This window comes from Streptomyces sp. NPDC059785, from assembly GCF_042732375.1.
In the GTDB taxonomy this organism is placed as follows: domain Bacteria; phylum Actinomycetota; class Actinomycetes; order Streptomycetales; family Streptomycetaceae; genus Streptomyces.
Map to the genome: position 1 here is coordinate 114,609 of NZ_JBHWHV010000021.1, position 18,767 is coordinate 133,375.

Consider the following 18,767-nt stretch of genomic DNA (forward strand, 5'->3'; position numbering starts at 1 on the left):
CCCGGGCCGGCACGGGGGGTCGCGTCGGGCCCGGCCCCGGCCGACCCGCGCACGGCGGTGGCCCGGGAGCGGGCCGCCACGGTGCGGGTGGACCAGGCGACGGCGGTCTTCTCGACCCGGGCGCTGAAGGAGACGCAGGCCGGGAGCGGGGGCGAGAGCGGGGCAACGGGGCCCGGCTCGGCCGGGGCCGCCGGGGCTGCTGGGGCTTCTAGGGCCGCTGGGACCTCCGGGGCTTCCGGGGCTGCCGGTTCCAGCTCCTCCGGTGCCTCCGGTTCCGGTTCCGGCTCCGGTGGGCAGGGGCCCGGCGGGGACGCCCGGCTGCGTGCCGCCGTGGCCGCCTGGGTGGCGACCGCGGACGACGACCCCGCCGAGGGCGACTCCGCGGACACGGACGGTGCCTCCGCTTCCGCGGACGGTGCCGCTGCGGCTGCCGAGGGGGCGACCGGCAGCGAGGCCGGGGACGCCGCTGAGGGCGGCACCGAGGGCACGGCCGGGGACGCCGGGGACAAGCCCGAGGGCAAGACCGGGGACTCCGGGGACAGGACCGGGGGCAAAGCCGAGGCTGCGGCCGGGGCCGGGGCCGGGGCCGGGGCCGGGACCGAGGGCGAGAGCTCCGGCGGTGCCGAGGCCGCGACCGGCGCCGCGGGCGCCGTGGAGGCAAAGGGCTCCGGTGGCGCCAAGGGCTCCGGTGGCTCCGAGGGCGGCAAGGCTTCCGAGGGCGGCAAGGCCCAGGACGGCGACGCGTCCAAGGACCGTGCCGCGTCCAAGGACGGCAACGCCTCCGAGGGCGGCGAAGGCGCCGCCGAAGCCGACCGCGACGCCGCTTCCGTCGACCGCGCCGCCACCGAAGGCAGCAAGACCGACAAGGCCGACAAGGCCGACAAGGCCGACAGGGGCGGCAGGGGCGGCGGGGGCGGCAGGGGCGATAAGTCCGACAAGGGTGGCAGGGACGGCGAAGACGGCAGCCGCTCCGCCAAGGCCGTCGGCGAAGACGACGACGCCCGCCCCGAGCGCGCGGTCGACACGCCCACGGCCGTCTTCACGAAGCGCCCGCGCCCGGCCGTGGACCAGCCCACCACCATGCTCAAGCTGGGCGGCGCCAAGCCCGGCCAGGACGCGAAGGCCACCCCGAAGACCGACTCCGGCGCCGACTCCGCGACCGACTCCGGCTCGAAATCGGACCCCGCGCCGTCGGCCCCGAAGACCACCCCCGCCGCCCAGCCGGGCAAGGGCGCCGGCGAGGACGTAGCCGCCGAGTCCCCCTCCGAGCGGACCAGCAAGTTCGTAGCCCTCAAGCCGCTGGACGAGCCCGCGTCCCGGCCGAAGCCGCAGGTACCGGGACCGGCCGCCCCCGGGCGGTCCACCGTGCCGCCCGCCGACGCCACCGCCGCCGTCCCGCAGATCGGCCCCGAGCGGACCACGCAGCAGCCGCTGCCGCCGAAGCCGCCGCTCGACCTGCTGGCGGAGCTGACGAACACGCCGCCGCCCCCGGAGACCCCGGTGCGCACGCTCGTGCGGCGGATCAAGATCTGGACCCCGCTGGTCCTGCTGCTCGTCGTGATCTTTGCAGTCGTACAGGCCGTACGTCCGCTGCCGGACGCGTCCCTCGGGCTCACGGCGGCCGAGACGTACACCTTCGAGGGTGACGCGCTCGACCTGCCGTGGCCGGGTCAGGGGCAGTCGGCGATCGAGGTCGAGGGCGTCGGCAGCCTCGGCACGGACGGCAAGCAGACACCCAAGCCGATCGCGAGCGTCGCCAAAATCATGACGGCGTACGTCGTGCTCCAGGAGCACCCGCTCAAGGGGAACGAGGGCGGCGAGAAGATCACTGTCGACCAGCAGGCCGAGGACGAGTCCAAGAACGAGGACGAGTCGACGGCTGCGCTTACCAAGGGCCAGAAGTTCACCGAGCGCCAGATGCTCCAGATGCTGATGATCCCCTCGGGCAACAACGCGGCGCGGCTGCTGGCCCGCTGGGACTCCGACAGCGAAACCTTCGTCGGCAAGATGAACGCCGCGGCGAAGAAGCTCGGCATGACGCAGTCGACGTACACGGACCCGAGCGGTCTGGAGAAGACCACGGTGAGCACGGCCACCGACCAGATCAAGCTGGCCAAGGCCGTCATGCAGAACGAGGTCTTCCGCAGCATCGTCGGGATGGCCAGCGCCAAGATCCCCGGCCTGGACAAGCCGATCTACAACAACAACGACCTGCTGGTGCAGCAGGTCGGCGTGATCGGTCTGAAGACCGGTTCGTCGACGCCCGCGGGCGGCAACCTGGTGTGGGCCGCGACCAAGACCGTCGACGGCAAGACGCAGACGATCTACGGCGCGGTGATGAACCAGGACGCCGGCACGGGCAAGGTCTGGGACAGCCTCCACCTGTCGCTGACCAACAGCCAGAAGCTGATCGACAAGGTCCAGCAGAGCCTGACCTCCGCCACGGTGGTGAAGAAGGGCGACGTCGTCGGGTACGTGGACGACCAGCTCGGCGGCCGGACCCCGGTCGTCGCCACCAAGAACATGAAGGCGGTCGGCTGGCCCGGACTGAAGACCAAGCTGTCGATCGGCACCGGTGACAAGACGGTCCCGCACTCCGCCGAGGCGGGCACCGTGGTCGGCGAGCTGACGGTGGGCGACGGGTCCGACCACGCGGTGAAGATCCCGGTCGCGCTCCAGTCGGACCTCTCCGAGCCGGGCTTCGGCGCCAAGCTCACCCGCGTGAGCTGAGGGAACCGAGTGGGAAACGAGTGGGGACCGAGTGGGCCGAGTGAGCTGACGGCCGGCGGGAACCCGTAAGAATCAGCACCGCACCCCGTCGGGGAGCCCACCTGGGCGCTCCCCGACGGGGTGCGTGCTAGCGTCGCGAACTGGGGCAGGTCGGGGGCCGCGGTCCCGGCCGAGAGACGGAAAACGGGACACGGGGAGTGCCTTCGAGTGGCTACAGCGGAGCCGACACGCGCCGACGACGCCAAGCCGGAACGAGACGCCGGCCCGCGAATACCGCTGCCCCCGAACGGCCCCGAGACCGCGGACGGCGGTACGGGTGACACCGGCGGTACGGATGGCGCCGGCGGCACGGACAGCGACCCCAAGAGCACTGACGGCGGCACGGGTGACACCAGTGGTTCGGGTGACACCGGCGGTACGGATGGTGCCGGTGGTCGTGGCCGGGCCGTCCTGGCCGCCCTGGCGCGGCACCCCGTAGCCCTGGTCACCGTCGTCTCGGGCGTGCTCCACCTCGTCTGGTTCTTCACATTCGCCAACAGTGGCGGCGACCTCGCGGCACAGGACGCGTGGGCGGAGTTCGTGGGCCGGCACCCCGACTCGGCGTACAACCTGGCGTGGTACGGCGGTATGCACCCGGTGTCGTACAGCGTGGTGTCGCCGTATCTGATGTCGGTGCTCGGGGTGCGGACGACGATGATGATCGCGGGCACGGCCTCGGCCGGGCTGCTGACGATGATCCTGATCCGCAGCCGGGCCGTGCGCAACCCGCTGCCGGCCGCGTTCGCCGGGGTCTTCGCGCTGCTCTGCAACGCGGCGTCGGGCCGGGTGACGTACGGCCTCGGCATGGTCTTCGGGCTCGGCGCCACCGCCGTGGTCTTCTGCTGGCCCTACCGCTGGCGCTACAAGCGCTGGGCGAAGGCGCTCTGCGCGGCGCCGCTCGCCGCGCTCGCGACCGCCGCGTCACCCGTCGCCGGCCTCTTCGTGGGCCTGGTGGCGGTCGCCATGTTCCTGCAGAAGCGGCGGCCGGGCGCGTGGGCGCTGGGGATAGCGCCGGCCGTGATCGTCGGCGTCTCCGCCCTGCTGTTCCCGTTCTCCGGCACCCAGCCGATGGGCTTCGGCTCGGTCGTGCTGCCCTTCCTCTTCTCGGTCTTCGTGTTCGTGCTCGTGCCCAAGGAGTGGCTGACGGTACGGATCACCGCGGTGGTGTACGGGCTCGCCGTGCTCCTCGTCTGGCTGATCAGCTCCCAGATCGGCTCCAACATCACCCGCCTCGCGATGCTCTTCGCGGGCGTGGTGCTGCTGGCCGCGCTGCCGTTCACGGTGCCTCGCTCGCGCAAGTGGTACGCGATCGTGGTCGCGTTCGCCGGGTTCACCGTGTGGATCGGCTACAAGTCGGTCGACGACGTCGTGCACACCACGCCGACCGCGTCCTGGGCCCGCGAGCTGGCACCGCTGGTCAACCAGCTCCAGGTGGTCGGCGCCGAACGCGGCCGGGTCGAGGTCGTCCCGGCCCGCTCGCACCGCGAGGCGTCCGCCCTCGCCCCGTACGTCAACCTCGCCCGCGGCTGGAACCGGCAGGCGGACATGGAGCGCAACCCGCTCTTCTACGACGACACCCTGAACTCGGCGAACTACCACGAGTGGCTCCAGCGCTGGGCCGTCCACTACGTGGTCCTGCCCAAGGACGAGCCGGACGGCGACGGCGGCGAGCGCGAGCGGGAACTCGTCCAGCGCGGCATGCCCTATCTGAAGCAGATCTGGGGCGACGCCAACTGGCAGCTCTTCGCGGTGACGGACCCGACCCCGCTGGCCGACCCGCCGGCCGTCGTGGACCGCGCCGAGCAGGGCGAGCTGACCATCGAGGTGAAGCAGCCGGGCCGGGTCCTCATCCGTGTCCCGTACTCGCCGTGGCTCGGCCTCGTCGACACCAAGGGCAAGGGCGTCAAACCGCCCCAGGAGACCGAGGAGTCCAAGCACCGCACGGAGGGCACGCCGAAGACGTACGACAACGTCAACGGCTGTCTGATGGAGACGGCGGAGGACGCCTCCGGGGACAAGTGGACGGAACTGCTGGCCCCCGCGGCCGGTACGTACCGGCTGGCGGCGCCCTACCAGATCCCGCGCGGCACCCCGTGCCCGGAGGAGCTCCGCTGATGACTTGGACGACTCAGGGAAGGGCCTTCTCCACGGCCGCGACGACCTCGGCCGACTCCGGTTCCGTCTGCGGGGAGAAGCGGGCCACGACGTCGCCCGCCGGGCCGACGAGGAACTTCTCGAAGTTCCAGCGGATGTCGCCGGTGTGTCCCTCGGCGTCCGCCGTGCCCACCAGCCGCTCGTACAGCGCGTGCCGCCCCGCGCCGTTCACCTCGGCCTTCTCGGTCATCGGGAAGGTGACGCCGTAGGTCGCCGAGCAGAACTCGGCGATCTCCTCGGAGCTGCCGGGCTCCTGGCCCATGAACTGGTTGCAGGGCACGCCGAGGACGGTGAAGCCCTGGGCGGCGTACCGCTCGTGCAGCCGCTCGAGACCGGCGTACTGCGGGGTCAGCCCGCACTTGGAGGCGACGTTCACCACGAGGACGGCCTTGCCCCGGTACTGGCCGAGGTCCGCGGAGCCGCCCTGGAGCGAGCCGATCTCGGTGTCGAGGACGGAACCGGACGCGGGCGTGTCCGCACCGGCGGACGTGTCTGAATCATGAGTGGTCATGCCCGGATGCTAGTGGCCGTGCTCCCGCCGGGCCTGTACGGCCCGTACGCCGTGCTACGGCTGGGCTCGTACGGCTCGTACCCCGTGTTCCGGCTGGGCTCGTACGGCTCGTACCCCGTGTTCCGGCTGGGCTCGTACGGCTCGTACCCCGTGCTTTTACTGGGTCCGCTCGGCCCGTACACCGTGCTACGGCTCGGCCCGCACGGCTCGTACGAGGACCTCTCCGGCGGGCGACCGGTGGTAGAGCACGGAGCGTCCGGCCCGGCGGCGGCTCACCAGCCCGGCGTCGAGCAGCACCCGCAGATGGCGCCCGACCGACCCCAGACCCTGCCCGGTCACCGCGACGAGCTGGCTCGTGCTCATCGGGGAGCCGAGCAGGAGCAGCACACCGGCCCGCGCCGGACCGATCAGGGCGCCGAGTGAGCCGGGCACGGACCGCGGTCCGTGCCCGGCTCCGGCGAGCGCGCCCGAGCACGGGTACACGACCGCGTACCGGTGCGGCTCCTCCCACGACACCCAGCCGTGCCGCTGCGCCGTGATGGGCACGAAGAACAGCTCGGCGCCGGAGATCTCGCGCGGCGGGTATTCGTGGGCGTTGACCTGGAGCCGGTTCTCGCCGAGCCAGCGGGTCCCCGGCCGCAGGGTGTCGAGGGCGGCGGCCCAGCCGCCCTGGCTCAGCAGCGCGAGGCGGGAGACGACGTCGGCCTCCAGGACGCGTCTGCGCCGGGGCCAGTAGGGGAGTACGGCCTCGGTCCAGACGTGGGTGAGCAGGTCGGCCGCGCGGCGGGGCAGGTCGTCGCGGTCCAGGGCGGCGGGCAGCGGTGCGCCGCGCAGGGCGAGCCGGAGATGGGCCCGAGCGTCGAGGGGGGACGCGTCGCGCACGCGGGCGACCTCAACGGCGAACGACTCGTGGGGGCCGTCGCCCGTACCGCCCGTACCGCTCGTACCGCCCGTACCGCTCGTACCGCCCGTGTCCTGCGGGGTGGGCGTGCCGCGTGGGGTGGGCGTCAGGAAGTCGGCGATCCACTCCGGACCGAGCCCGGACCGTACGAGCAGCGCGGTGACCGGATCGTCCGCCAGCAGCCGCCGGTACGCGGGCAGATGGGCGTCGAGCCAGGCGCGCTCACCGGGATGGGAGCCCCGCGCGGCGTGGAGGAGCTTGAGCGAGCCGAAGGTCTCGGCGAGCGGGGACAGGACGAAGCGGCTGCCCGCGAGGGTGTCGGCGTTGACCTGCCACCAGCCCAAGGCCGCCTCCCTCTCCCGTCCCGGACGTTTCGCACCGGCTGACGTTTCGCACCGGCGCGAAACAATAACGGCCGCCGTACGGCCCGCCCGAGACTCCGTCGCATGCGCAGCTACTCCGACCTGTTCCGTACGCCCGAATTCACCCCGCTCTTCCTGACGTCGGCGCTGAGGTCGGCGGCCCAGACGGTGAGCGGTCTTGCCCTGGGCACGCTGGTGTACCGGGCGACCGGATCACCGCTGCTGTCGGCCCTCGGCATGTTCGGCCCGTCGCTGGCGCAGGTCCTCGGCGCGACCACCCTGCTGTCGGCGGCGGACCGGCTGCCGCCTCGCGCAGCCCTGACGGGCATCGCCGTCACGTTCGCGGCGGGCACGGCGGCGACGGCGGCCCCCGGACTGCCGGCCTGGGCCGTCCTCGCGCTCGTCCTCGCCCTCGGCCTGGTCGCCTCCCTGGGCGGCGGCGTCAACTGGGGCCTGCTGAACGAGATCCTGCCCAAGGACGGCTACCTCGTCGGCCGCTCGGTCTTCAACATGATGAACGGCATCACCCAGATCACCGGTTACGCGACCGGTGGCGTCCTGGTGGCGGTGTTGTCCCCGCGTTCCACCCTGCTGGTGGCCGCCGCGCTGTATCTGGCGTCGGCGGCGGGCGCGCGGTTCGGACTCAGCCGCCGGGCGCCCCGGGCCACGGGCCGCGCCTCGGTGGCCGAGACCTGGCGCACGAACGCGCGCCTGCTCTCGTCCGGCCCCCGCCGCCGCGTCTACCTGCTGCTCTGGATCCCCAACGGCCTGATCGTCGGCTGCGAGTCCCTCTTCGTCCCCTACTCCCCGTCCCACGCGGGCGCGCTGTTCGCCTGCGCGGCGTTCGGCATGTTCGCCGGGGACGTGACGGTGGGCCGCCTGCTGCCCCCGCACGTACGACGGCGCCTCGGCATCCCCCTGCTCCTGCTCCTGGCCGCCCCGTACCTGCTCTTCGCCCTGCGCCCCGGCCTCGTCGCGGCGGCGGTCTGCGTGACCGTCGCCTCGGCCGGCTTCGGCGCGAGCCTGGTCCAGCAGGAACGCCTGATGTCCCTGACCCCGGACGAGCTCGGCGGCCACGCCCTGGGCCTGCACTCGGCGGGCATGCTCACGGCACAGGGCGTGAGCGCGGCACTGGCGGGCTCACTGGCCCGGCTGACCGGCCCGGCGGGGGCGATGCCGCTGCTGGCGGCGGCGTCGATGGCGGCGACGCTGACGCTGGCGCTGACACCGGTGCTGACGCCGCTGCTGACGCCGGTGTGGCGGAAATCGGCGCCGGCATCGGCGCTCGGTAAGCGGGCGGACGCCAGGACGACTGCTTCGCGCTTAAGCCGGCCTTAAACACTCATTAAGTGACCGGGTGCGGACCTTATGGCGTCAAGTAAGCGCAGATCAGCGCTGGTTGAGAAGCGAATCGGGCAATTGGCCACCCTGCCAGCGATCCGTAGCATCAGGGCTCCATCACCCCCCACCCCGCAACTTCCATCCCCCACCCTCTATTCACCCCCTTTATTTCTGTCCTCACGAAACTTCCTCACCTACTCACAGACAGGTGTGTTCAGTCATGGCCGCTCATCGCGCACGCCGATGGTCGCTCGGCGGGCTCGTCCTGCTGGTCTCCGCCGCGGTCGCCGCCGCCTTCGCCTTCATCACGACGGGACCGTCCACCGACCGGGCCGACGCGGCCACCACCGCGCTGACCTGGTCCGACGAGTTCAATGGCGCGGCCGGCAGCGCCCCGGACTCCAGCAAGTGGACACTGGAAACCGGCGGCTCCGGCAACGGCAACCACGAGCTGCAGTACTACCGGAACAGCAGGGACAACGCCGCCCTCGACGGCAATGGCAACCTGGTCATCACCGCCCGCAAGAACACCGACAGCGGGCTCCAGTGCTGGAACGGCGCCGCCTGCCAGTACACCTCCGCCCGCCTCAACACCGCCAAGACCTTCACCCAGGCCTACGGCCACTTCGAGGCGCGCATCAAGGTGCCCCGCGGGCAGGGCATGTGGCCCGCGTTCTGGATGCTCGGCGACGACCTGGGCACGGCCGGATGGCCCAACAGCGGCGAGATCGACATCATGGAGAACGTCGGTTACGAGCCCGGCACCGTTCACGGCACGATCCACGGCCCCGGCTACTCGGGCGGCAGCGGCATAGGCGCTGCCCGCACGCTCGCAAACGGCGCGTCCTTCGCGGACGCCTTCCACGTCTTCGCGGTCGACTGGAGCCCCGAGGCGATCACCTGGTCCGTCGACGGCACCGCGTACCAGACCCGCACCCCGGCCGACGCCGGCGGCAACAAGTGGGTCTTCGACCACCCGTTCTTCCTCATTCTCAACCTCGCCGTCGGCGGCGACTGGCCCGGCAGCCCGAACGCGGACACCTCGTTCCCGCAGACGATGACGATCGACTACGTACGCGTCTCGGCCTCCGGCGACTCCGGCGACTCCGGCGGCTCCGGGGGCGACTCGGGGAACGGCGGCACCACCCGGACCGGCGCCATCAAGGGCATCGGCGACATGTGCGTCGACGTGGCCGGCGCCTCGACCGCGGACGAGACCCCGATCCAGCTGCACAACTGCACCGGCGTCGACGCGCAGAAGTGGACCCTGGGCAGCGACGGCACCGTACGCGCCCTGGGCAAGTGCCTCGACGTGCGCGCCGCCGGCACCGCGGACGGGACTCCCGTGCAGCTCTACACCTGCAACGGCACCAAGGCCCAGCAGTGGACCTACACCGCCGCCCACGACCTGACCAACATCGGCGCGGACAAATGCCTGGACGCCAAGGGCGGCTCGTCCGCCGACGGCACCCGCCTGCAGATCTGGACGTGCACCGGCGGCACCGGCCAGAAGTGGACGGTCGGCTGACCCTCGTCGGCCTCTTCCGGTGGGCCGGGCGCGTCGCCCCGAGCGCCCGGCCGGCACCGGGCGAAGACGCCGATGTGAAGCGTGGGTCATGGCCTGGCCCACGACATGACCCATGGACCCGGAGTGACGACATCCGTACTCTCCGAGCATGGAGTGGGGGACTCTGGCGGTCGTGGCGCTCGGTGCGGTCCTCGGGGTCGGCGCGACTCTGATCACCGACGCACTGCGTTCGCGGCGCGAGCAGCAACGGCAGTGGACGGCCGCCAAGCGCGCCGTCTACGTGCGCTTCCTTGCCTCGCTGGCGCAGGCGCACAGCCGGATGACGGTCGCGGCGTTCCGGGAACAGCTCGGCCCGGGCAGACAGCAGGCGGTCCACGACGCCTTCCTCAGCGACCCGCAGCACAGCGACGCCAAGTCGGTCCTGAGGGAACTGGCGCTGGCCGCACCGGATCACGTGTACCGGGCCGCGAACGCGGCGTACGAGCAGCTCAGGTCGGCCCGCGATGTACTGGCCGTGGATCCGGCGGGCGCCGCGTCGGCCGAGTACCAGCGGCTGATCCGCCCGTTCTTCGCGGACCTGGAGGACCTGCAACGACTCATGCGGGACGACCTGCTGCCACCGACTTCGGACCGCCGCCCGTGAAGGGGCCTCCGGCCGTGACTGTCATGATGGCCGGTTTCGTGGGCACCCGTCCCTCGTGGAGGAGCAGACGAAGCCGGACTCCCTGTCGGCCCGCGCGACGGCCGCTCGGGCATGGTCGCGTGAGCTGCTCGGAACGAGCCGCGAGCTGATCGAGCAGAACCACCAGCTACTGGACGAGAGCTACCGACTCAGGCGCCAGCGGCTGCGCACACTGGAGGAGAGAAAACAATCCAGGTAGCCCGGGGCGCCAAAGCCCACGTCATTGGGTGAACTCGCCCGCGCCTTCGGAACCAGTGACCTCGGCTTCCGTGTCCCCGGTAGCCGCGTCCCTGGGAGTGGACGACCGGAACGTGAAGCCGATGTTGTTCCACATGCGCTCCTCCCGCCGCTCGGCCGCTCTGACAGCCCAGCCGAGCAGCGCCCCGAGCACTTCCTCCTGCGAGACGGTCACGGTGCTCCGGACGAACCATTCACGGCCGCCGGTCAGCAGATGGCGCGGATCATCACGGTGAGCAAAGGGGAGGCCGCTGATGGCCGACTCCGGCCGATGCCCTCGTACCCCCACGACTCGTAGAGCGCGTGGACCTTCCCGTCTCCCGCGGCCGGATTGACCATGAGCGTGACGTACGGCTCGTCGTGGGCGGCGAGAAGGGCATCGTGGATACGGCGGGCGGTGCCGGTTTTGCGCCAGGCTGAGCGGACACCGATCTCCTTCAAGGCTACGGCCGGGCGCTCGGTGTACTCCGCCACCGGCGTCGGGCTGGTGCGCTGCCAATAACGGTCGTCGCGCTCGATGGTGTTGCCGTAGGCGTACCCGACCGGATGCCCGTCCGCGTACCCGATGACGGCGGTGAAGCCCGGTTCGGTGCCGTGCCGATCAAGACGCTCCCTGAAGGAGGCGACCGCGTAGTTCGGCAGGTGGAGCAGTGGCGCACGCACATCGGCGTACGCGTCGAGGAGGTCGCCGCGGACGGTGTCGAGAGCAGTGAACGTGCGCAGTTCGATGGCGGGTGTCGTGGTCATGCAGCCGTCCTCCAGGTGGAGGTGTGCGCGTGCCAGGTTCGGACGGCAGCGCTGCCGGGTGCCGTGGCGCGCAGCGTAGCCCCGAATTTTTGCAGCATCCGTGTCACTCGCGCGTGCTGGGTGGCAGCGTCGCTGGGAACCTTCATCGCGGTGGCCGTGGCGGGGGTCTGTGTAGTGAACGGTGAGCCGTCTCGTCTGCCGGCATTCGACCGGGCCGGCAGCGACGACGAGTCGGGCCGAGGGCTCTTCCTGGTTGACGCGCTCGCAGACCGCTGGGGCTACGACCTGCATGGCTCGACCGGGCAGCCGTGGGGCAAAGAGGTCTGGGCCGAACTGTGCGTTGGCGGTGATGAGTGAAGATCGCGACCACGGCTCGCCCGCCCCTCCCGGAGATCACCCGTCTCCGTCCCCGCCAGCAGATGGGCATGGATTGCGCCCTCTGCGCCCGCCGGCTCGGAGCAAGCGGTCGACGCCTGGGAGAAGCACTCCACCGCGGCCTGCCGTTCCAACTCTGGTCCTGCGCTTCTGACTGCCGCGCCATCGGGTCGCCGCCGCGTCCGGCGGGGGAAGGCAACACCCATCCACGGGCTGGCGGTCACTGATCACCGAGGCCTGCGGAATGGCCAGGTGCGAGCCGGCCAGCCGCATGAACTGCCTGCTCACAGGGAGCAACCTCGGCCGTCACGCCGCAAGCCGACGGCGCCGGACCGGCCGTCACTCGCGCAACTCGCACTCACGGCGATGAGTTTCTTTTTCCCTGAGGGCGGTTCACGGCTGCGCGGAGCCACTTCGGAACGAGTGATCACGACCTCGTGATCCGCCGGATCGTCGAAGCGGAAGCCAAGAACCCTCACGGTCAGCGCTGGTCGCGTGGGCAAGGCGCACGACGACGCGACGGTTCTTCAGAATGCCAAACGAGGCTGCTGTGCACCACCGCCGTCCGGGGTCGTTGATGTCAGCGTTGGATGTCAGCGAAACAGCTCGGGCACCGGGCAACCCTCCAACGGCTCCTCCGGCCGGTCGGCCCAGCGCCACCAGACATGCCGACCAGCGCACCTCAACAGTGTCCGGCAGATCCGCCGGCCATCGTCCTCCCGTTTGGCGAGGACGAAGCCGCCGGACGTCATGGGCTGGCTGCACTCGGGACAGGCCGGGCCGGTGTCGGTCATGCGGCGCACCATAACGGAGCGTCCGCTTGAATGCGCAGGTGGTGAACTGGACGCAGATGCACGACTGCCGTGGGGATGTCGATCGCGTCCCCGCACTGCTTTCACGGGTGGAGTTCGGGGACGATGTCGAAGCATGGGAGGAATTGGGATACCGGCTGGTCCTCGAACAGGACCTCGTCTTCCCCGCCAGCTTCGCCGCCCTGCCGTGCCTGGTGCGTCTTGCATCGAGGAGCGCACGGGCGCGTGGACTGGCCGGGACGATCCTGCGGCGCGCGGCAGGACACCACGGCTGCGACGATCTGTTGGCGGACTGCGCCGACGCGATCGGGGGGTTCCGCAAACTGCTGGACCGGCACCTGCAATCGCGGCCGGCCGACTACCTCACGACCTTCCTCAATCTGCTCGCGGCCAAGGAGGAGTATCACTGGAGCGCCGTCCTGGGGGACTTCGCGGACGACTTCTACCACCTGGACTGTCCCCACTGCGCCGTGGATGTGACGATCGCGATCGGAGATCACGGGCGCTATTCAGCGATCCGGGACTGGCACCTGGGCGACGTGGACCGTCGCGGCCTACGGCCGGCGTTGCTCGACGAACTCTCCGGCAGCGGCCGGTGGATGCACGAGACTGCCGTCCGCGATGGGCACGCGGCGCTCGCCCACGGGATCGCCCACCTCTTCGGCAAGGCCGAATGTCCCCGGTGTGCCAGCGTGTTCAACATCGCGGACGAGTACACATCCGCTAATCGTCCCGTCCTGCTGTAGGCCATGGTGCATCGTAAGTAAGCGGGTTGGGCTTGCGGGCGGAGCCACAGCCGACTGCGGTGACGGTGTTACTGGGTGCTGGTGAAGCGTGAATCTTCCTCACCGTAAAAGGCAGCTCCCTGGTGGTCTGCACTGGCGTACGGCGAGTAAGCGAAAGCTCACCGCTTTAGGAGCGAGGTTGGACGATCGATGGTGCGACCTGCAAACTCCATGGTTTGGGCGGAATCCGGCTGTGCAAGCCCCTGCTTACCTCGATTTCCCGTGAATCCCCGTCCGTTCTGGCACGAGAGTGGCACGCCTCCCGGGGCATGCCATTACCCGGCCCCGTCCCCGTTCCCGTCGGTACGGCTCTGGCGGTCGATGGCTGCGGCCAGGGCGAGGATTGCTTGAACCTGGGCCGCGGCGATGGCGAGTGTTTCAGAGCGCTGGAAGCTCTTGGAGTGAATCTGGTCCAGAAGCTCCTGGGCCTTGTTCGCGTAGGTCTCGTAGTCCGCCATGATCCCCCTCGTAGTAATGATCCTCACTGTAGTGAACACCCCTACGGATGCCACCTGATCGGAACGCGAGGACACGGCGACTTGAACCTGTGGCCTCATCCGTATCAGGTCGATCACGCCGGGCGGGCGTGCTGGGTCAATCGACCTTCGACCTGGATGGCTCGTCCGCTCAGGTTCAGCGTTGATCGCCGCTGTGCGCCCCTGTTGGTGTCAGCTACCGGTGTCAGACATCCCAGCCGCACTTGACGACTTTCCTCTACGGCAGTAAGCGGCTGGAATCGCGGTGCCGAGGGATCCCGGTGATCCTGTCGGTCCCTCGTGGCTGGCGTCGCACGGACGTCGTGCGTCGGTGACTGTGCTGTACAGGAAGGTGGCGGCTATGGCAGCGATACCGAGCAAGACACAGCGAGGGCACGGGGGGCCAGGCACGAGCGAGAGGCTCAGCGGCGCCGCCGTGTTCGCCGGGGCTGTGATGATGCTCAGCGGGCCGCTCAGCATTCTCATGGGGGCATCTGGCATCGCAGGGGACAACTTGTTCGCCGCGTCCCTGTACGCCTATCGGTTCGACCTGACGGCTTGGGGCTGGATTCACATTGTGGTCGGCCTGGCACTCATCATCGCCGGCATGGGGGTCGTGACAAACAAGAGCTGGGGTCGCGGGGCTGGTGCAGCGGCGACAGGGATCAGCCTGATCACTCAGTTCATGTTCGTTCCGTACTACCCGCTCTGGGCCATCCCCGTGATGACACTCGACCTCCTGATCATCTTTGCCCTGACGAGGTTCGATGTCGGAACCAACGGCGGTCGGTAAACACCCCGGCCCACCACTCACCACGATGTGCCCGCGGCCGGGAACGGCGCTCCCTCCCACCCGGCGCCGGCCGACCCCTGCCGGAGGCATGTCCTTGGCCGGGTGCTTGAACCAGTAGAGGAAGTTGTAACTCACTCCTTGAAGCGAGGCTGGAAGTCGAGGGTGCAGGCTGGGAGGCCGGTGCTGTGCCGGTGTGCGAGTGGCCTGGGTGCTGGCGTGCGGGACTGGTGCTGTGCACGGCTTGGCTTGCGAGGTCATGAGGCGCATGGGTCGACTGTTGCGGAGGCGTCCCGGTGGTCGGTGGGTCTGTGTTGATGCCAGAAGCAGGGATGTCGAAGGCCCCGGACCGTGATCGGTCCGGGGCCTTCACCCTGGTGCCCCCGGCAGGATTCGAACCTGCGACACCCGCTTTAGGAGTGGGGTCGAATCTCTGATGGGTGGTGCTTGGTTGTGCCGCGTGGTGCTCTTCGGCCTGATCGGCGCCGCGTTGCACGGCCGGCCCATCCGGGTCAGGACGGCTCCTGTTGCGCAGTCCGCTCACGCGCCGCTCACGCATCCGGTGACCGTGGGGCGTCCAATGACGAACCATGCTGGGGCGCGGAAGGCTGATCATTTCCCGTGGGCGCACCGGGCGAGTAGCATCTCCCAAGCCCATCTTGCAACTAACTCCAATGTTACTAACAGTTATGTTAGTATCTGCGGGTTGAGTGGCACTGGGGAGGCGGCGGCATGGCAGATTTCGTGGGCAGGCGGCACGAGCTCGAGACGCTGGATCGCGAGCTGGGCAAGGTGGCGGCCGGGGTCGGTGGGGAGCGGCCCGGGCAGTGCGTGATGCTCCGAGGTCGCCGCCGGGTGGGTAAGTCGCGGTTGGTGGAGCGGTTCGCCGAGAGGTCCGGTGCGCCGTTCCTCTTCTATGCCGCTACAGGGGCGTCGCCGGGGGCGGACCTGGAGCGGCTCAGCCAGGATGCGCAGTCGTCCAGCCTTCCGCTGGCGAATCTGCTGTCCGCGGCCCGTCCGGCAAGTTGGGATGCGGCCTTCGACGTACTGGCGGCGGCACTGCCGCACGACCGGGTGAGCGTGGTGGTTATGGACGAGGTGCCCTATTTGATGGATGCGGAGGGCGCCTTCGAAGGCATGCTTCAGCGGGCCTGGGACCGATTGCTGGAGAAGAAGCCCGTTCTGCTGGTTCTCATCGGTTCCGACCTGTCGATGATGGAGGCGCTGAACAGCTATGGACGCCCGTTCCACCAGCGCGGACGGGAGATGGTGCTGGGTCCGCTGAACCCGGCGGAGGTGGGCGAGATGCTCGGCCTCGATCCCGCTTCGGCCTTCGACGCGGCCTTGATCACCGGGGGACTGCCTCTGATCTGTGCGGAGTGGGCGCACGGCGCCGGGATGTGGGAGTTCCTGCGGGCGGCGCTCAGCGATCCGGTCTCGGCCTTGCTGGTGTCGGCGGAGCGCTCGCTTGCCGCAGAGTTCCCCCAACAGGTCCAGGCACGCACCGTTCTCTCGGCGATCGGCAGCGGTGAGCGGACGTTCTCCAACATCGCCCGCGCCGCTGGCGGGATCGGGGCGACCCCGCTACAGCGGTCGCTGGGGATCCTCGCGGACAAGCGGGTGATCGCGGCGGAGCTTCCCGTGTCCACGCGGCCTTCGAAGGATCGTCGCTACCGGGTCGCGGATCCCTACCTCCGCTTCTGGCTGAAGCTCCTGGGTCCGGCGATGGAAGAGATCGAGCGGGGCCGGGGTGACCTGACACTGCGGCGCATCCGTGGCAACTGGACCAGCTGGCGTGGCAGGGCCATTGAACCTCTGGTGCGCGAGGCGTTGGCGCGGCTGCTGCCCGACGCGAACCTCCCCGCCGCCCCCGCCATCGGCGGTTACTGGACCCGTACCAACGATGTGGAGATCGACGTCGTGGGAGCGGACCGCGCGCCGATCGCCAAGGAGCTGCTGTTCGTGGGCTCGGTGAAGTGGCTGGAGAACTCTCCGTTCGACCGGCACGATCTCGCGGCGCTGCACCGGCACCGCGCCGCGCTCACGCCTGCTCCTGTACCTGTGATCGCTGTCTCGCGCAGCGGGATCGACTGCGCGGGGCTCGACGCTGCGTACGGCCCGGCGGAACTCCTCGCGGCGTGGTCCTCCTGACCATGCTGGAATCCGTCTGGGCGCCAGGTGCCCATGGCCTGTTGCCTCAACTCGGTTGGCCGAGCCTCCGGCCCACCGTGACGGTGAGGTCCTCCCGCTCACGCAAACGACCCCGGACGATGAGTCCGAGGCCGAGTGGAGTGCCTCCCTGAGTGAGAAACCCCAGGTCAGAGCGGTAATACGTTGTGCCCCCGGCAGGATTCGAACCTGCGACACCCGCTTTAGGAGAGCGGTGCTCTATCCCCTGAGCTACGAAGGCGTGCGGATCTCTGGGAGACCCGGCGACTAGCCTAGCGGATGTGGGCTCTCGCCTGGCAAGGTTCCGGATCCGCAGGTCAGGGCGGTGAGGCGGGGGCAGCGGAAAGATCGGGTGTGGGGGGCCGCACGGGGCATTCCGGGTAGTCGGTCGGTGGGGTGGGCGGCGTGGGTGCTCAAGGGTTGTGATCGGGAAGCGCTGCGTTAGCGCTCCGGTACCTTTTGTGCTGGTCGGGTCTGTCACGGATCGACTGGTTCGGTACTGCTTGAGCAGGGGATCCTTGCTGGCCTGCGCCGCTTTGCGGGATCTGTGGCGCGGCTTTGGTAGCCCTGTGGGCGCGCGCAAATCGGGAGGTGTTTCCAAAGGAGAACTCCTTGCGCTCTTCTAAACCGCACGGACGGTTTGTTACGGTCAGTCGAGTCTCCGGCGGGAAGGGGAGCCCGATGGCCCAACAGGAGCGCGCGGTCCGTACGCGGAACGCCCTGATCGTGTCTGCTGCGGAACTGTTCGACCGTGAGAGCTTCGAGGTCGTCTCACTCTCGGCGATCAGTGCCCGGGCGGGGGTGAGTAGTGGAGCGCTGCACTTTCACTTCCCGAGTAAGGCCGCCCTTGCCGACGCGGTCGGTACTGCGGCGGCCGACCGGCTCGATCGCATCACCGGCAGTGGGGCAGGGGCAGGGGAGGTGAGCGAGGACGCCTGTGATCGTGCGGCGGGCGACGGTGCATCCCGTGGGCCGCTTCAGACGCTCGTCGACGCCACCCACGCGCTGTTGCAGGGGCTCGTTCATGACGTCGTCCTGCGGGCCGGTTTCGGGCTGAATTGTGCCGACCCCCGCGGCGTGGGCGGGCGGCAGTTGTACCGACGGTGGCACTCCTACGTCGTCGACGTGCTCGAACGGGCCGGGCGAGACGGGGAGTTGGCCCGCGACGTGGCCGCGCCCGATGCCGCCACCGCCGTCGTCGCCGCCACCGTCGGCTTCGAGACCATGGGCAGCCACGACTCCCGTTGGCTCTCGCGGAACTCCCTCACCCGCTTCTGGTCGCTCCTACTGCCGCGCCTCGCCTCCCCCTCCGCCCTCAGCGGACTCGTGGCCTCCGGGCAGCGGAACGTCAGCGTTGCTGGGCGGGGGATCGGCGCTGGTGCACCGGCCGGTGGGGCGGCGAACGGCAGGGCGGTGGTCGGCAGGGCAGCGGGTGGCAGGGCAGCGGGCGGTGGGGCAGTGGTTGGTGGTGTGGGGATCGACGGGGCTTCCGGTACGAGTGCCGGGCGGCCCGTCGTTCGCCGGCCGGCAGCGGCAGCGGCGGCGATGCCATCGGCAGCGGCAGCGACGACATCCGCGTCCCGACGGCAGGTGAACGGGCGGCAGGCGAGTGGGCGGCAAGTCGGTGGGCGGCCCGGTACCAGTTCCTCCGGGCCGTGGTTGATTCCCCGGCCCAAGGCCGCCGGTCAGCAGCAGGTGGGCGGCAGGTCCGGCAATGCCTCCAGTAACGCCCCCGCGCGGCAGTCCGGGGGAGCGGGGTCGCCTCCGCGGCCGTCCGCCGGCGCCCCCCTGCGGCAGCCCGGCAACGCCCCCGAGCGGGCGAACGGGCCGCAGCTGGGCCGCGACGCCCGGTGGGCCGCGACGGCCGCCCGCCGACAGCAGCCGTCTCCGGCTCCGGCGTCAGCCCCGGCCACGGGATCAGCCCCGGCGCCGACCCGGGCATCGGTCCCCGACCCCAACTCCGTCCCCGCCTCGCCACCCTCCGCCCCCGTACAGCGCCCGCGCCGCACAACCGGCGGCAGTGCGCACACGGACTAGGGCGTGTTGCGAAAGTCCCGCCTGCCGCGCGACGCCATGCACGCCCTCTCGCCGCACCGGGCGAAAGCCCAAGTACGTCCAGTACGAGGGC

General features: G+C 70.4%; 15 protein-coding genes, 1 tRNA gene and 2 pseudogenes. 10 read left to right on the forward strand and 8 right to left on the reverse strand.

The features are described 5' to 3' along the window. The first annotated feature begins 330 nt into the window (after positions 1–330). A complete protein-coding gene (locus tag ACFV6E_RS18165; RefSeq protein ID WP_385462709.1) occupies positions 331–2,730 on the forward strand; it encodes a serine hydrolase in 2,400 nt (799 codons plus the stop codon). Positions 2,731–2,937: 207 nt separating this feature from the next. Next, positions 2,938–4,884: an MFS transporter gene (locus tag ACFV6E_RS18170; protein ID WP_385462712.1), complete on the forward strand. Its 1,947-nt coding sequence runs from the start codon at positions 2,938–2,940 to the stop codon at positions 4,882–4,884. A 13-nt stretch (positions 4,885–4,897) separates the two neighbouring features. Here ACFV6E_RS18170 and ACFV6E_RS18175 read toward each other — a convergent pair whose 3' ends face one another. Together ACFV6E_RS18175 and ACFV6E_RS18180 are read right to left on the reverse strand one after the other, a co-directional pair. After that, entirely contained in the window at positions 4,898–5,434 is a 537-nt protein-coding gene (locus ACFV6E_RS18175) for a glutathione peroxidase (protein ID WP_385175444.1), read from the reverse strand. Between the two features lie 186 nt (positions 5,435–5,620). After that, the gene (locus ACFV6E_RS18180; RefSeq protein ID WP_385462715.1) at positions 5,621–6,679 is read right to left on the reverse strand and encodes an ArsR/SmtB family transcription factor; all 1,059 of its coding nucleotides are present in this window, start codon (positions 6,677–6,679) and stop codon (positions 5,621–5,623) included. Positions 6,680–6,781: 102 nt separating this feature from the next. Here ACFV6E_RS18180 and ACFV6E_RS18185 point away from each other — a divergent pair, with 102 nt between their 5' ends. The 3 genes from ACFV6E_RS18185 (at position 6,782) to ACFV6E_RS18195 (ending at position 10,209) form a co-directional block, all read left to right on the forward strand. After that, the gene (locus ACFV6E_RS18185) at positions 6,782–8,035 is read left to right on the forward strand and encodes an MFS transporter (RefSeq protein WP_385462718.1); all 1,254 of its coding nucleotides are present in this window, start codon (positions 6,782–6,784) and stop codon (positions 8,033–8,035) included. Between the two features lie 223 nt (positions 8,036–8,258). Then, positions 8,259–9,566: a family 16 glycosylhydrolase gene (locus tag ACFV6E_RS18190; RefSeq protein ID WP_385462721.1), complete on the forward strand. Its 1,308-nt coding sequence runs from the start codon at positions 8,259–8,261 to the stop codon at positions 9,564–9,566. A 148-nt stretch (positions 9,567–9,714) separates the two neighbouring features. Continuing rightward, positions 9,715–10,209: a hypothetical protein gene (locus tag ACFV6E_RS18195; RefSeq protein ID WP_385462724.1), complete on the forward strand. Its 495-nt coding sequence runs from the start codon at positions 9,715–9,717 to the stop codon at positions 10,207–10,209. Between the two features lie 259 nt (positions 10,210–10,468). On the opposite strand, the gene ACFV6E_RS18200 is transcribed toward ACFV6E_RS18195, so the two are convergent. The 3 genes and pseudogenes from ACFV6E_RS18200 to ACFV6E_RS18210 form a co-directional block, all read right to left on the reverse strand. Next, entirely contained in the window at positions 10,469–10,660 is a 192-nt protein-coding gene (locus ACFV6E_RS18200; RefSeq protein ID WP_385175460.1) for a hypothetical protein, read from the reverse strand. A gap of 32 nt (positions 10,661–10,692) precedes the next feature. Further along, the gene (locus tag ACFV6E_RS18205; RefSeq protein WP_385462727.1) at positions 10,693–11,232 is read right to left on the reverse strand and encodes a GNAT family N-acetyltransferase; all 540 of its coding nucleotides are present in this window, start codon (positions 11,230–11,232) and stop codon (positions 10,693–10,695) included. After that, a pseudogene (locus ACFV6E_RS18210) lies at positions 11,229–11,393 on the reverse strand (XRE family transcriptional regulator); the annotation flags it as partial. The gene ACFV6E_RS18205 and the pseudogene ACFV6E_RS18210, both read right to left, overlap by 4 nt. A gap of 4 nt (positions 11,394–11,397) precedes the next feature. Here ACFV6E_RS18210 and ACFV6E_RS18215 point away from each other — a divergent pair. After that, a pseudogene (locus tag ACFV6E_RS18215) lies at positions 11,398–11,589 on the forward strand (ATP-binding protein); the annotation flags it as partial. 611 nt (positions 11,590–12,200) lie between these two features. Here the strand turns inward: ACFV6E_RS18215 and ACFV6E_RS18220 are convergent. Then, a complete protein-coding gene (locus ACFV6E_RS18220; protein WP_385175467.1) occupies positions 12,201–12,401 on the reverse strand; it encodes a dehydrogenase in 201 nt (66 codons plus the stop codon). 26 nt (positions 12,402–12,427) lie between these two features. Between ACFV6E_RS18220 and ACFV6E_RS18225 the strand changes: the two genes are divergently transcribed. After that, complete coding sequence (locus ACFV6E_RS18225) at positions 12,428–13,165, forward strand: hypothetical protein (RefSeq protein WP_385462730.1); 738 nt, start codon at positions 12,428–12,430, stop codon at positions 13,163–13,165. Between the two features lie 314 nt (positions 13,166–13,479). On the opposite strand, the gene ACFV6E_RS18230 is transcribed toward ACFV6E_RS18225, so the two are convergent. Continuing rightward, entirely contained in the window at positions 13,480–13,662 is a 183-nt protein-coding gene (locus tag ACFV6E_RS18230; RefSeq protein ID WP_385462733.1) for a hypothetical protein, read from the reverse strand. A 379-nt stretch (positions 13,663–14,041) separates the two neighbouring features. Here ACFV6E_RS18230 and ACFV6E_RS18235 point away from each other — a divergent pair, with 379 nt between their 5' ends. Further along, complete coding sequence (locus ACFV6E_RS18235) at positions 14,042–14,473, forward strand: hypothetical protein (RefSeq protein ID WP_385462736.1); 432 nt, start codon at positions 14,042–14,044, stop codon at positions 14,471–14,473. A 729-nt stretch (positions 14,474–15,202) separates the two neighbouring features. After that, complete coding sequence (locus ACFV6E_RS18240) at positions 15,203–16,621, forward strand: ATP-binding protein (protein WP_385462738.1); 1,419 nt, start codon at positions 15,203–15,205, stop codon at positions 16,619–16,621. Between the two features lie 186 nt (positions 16,622–16,807). Here ACFV6E_RS18240 and ACFV6E_RS18245 read toward each other — a convergent pair. Continuing rightward, positions 16,808–16,880 (reverse strand) — tRNA-Arg (locus tag ACFV6E_RS18245). 440 nt (positions 16,881–17,320) lie between these two features. Between ACFV6E_RS18245 and ACFV6E_RS18250 the strand changes: the two genes are divergently transcribed. Continuing rightward, positions 17,321–18,676 (forward strand): ScbR family autoregulator-binding transcription factor, encoded by a 1,356-nt coding sequence (locus ACFV6E_RS18250; RefSeq protein WP_385462741.1) that lies wholly within the window; start codon positions 17,321–17,323, stop codon positions 18,674–18,676. Positions 18,677–18,767 lie beyond the last annotated feature (91 nt).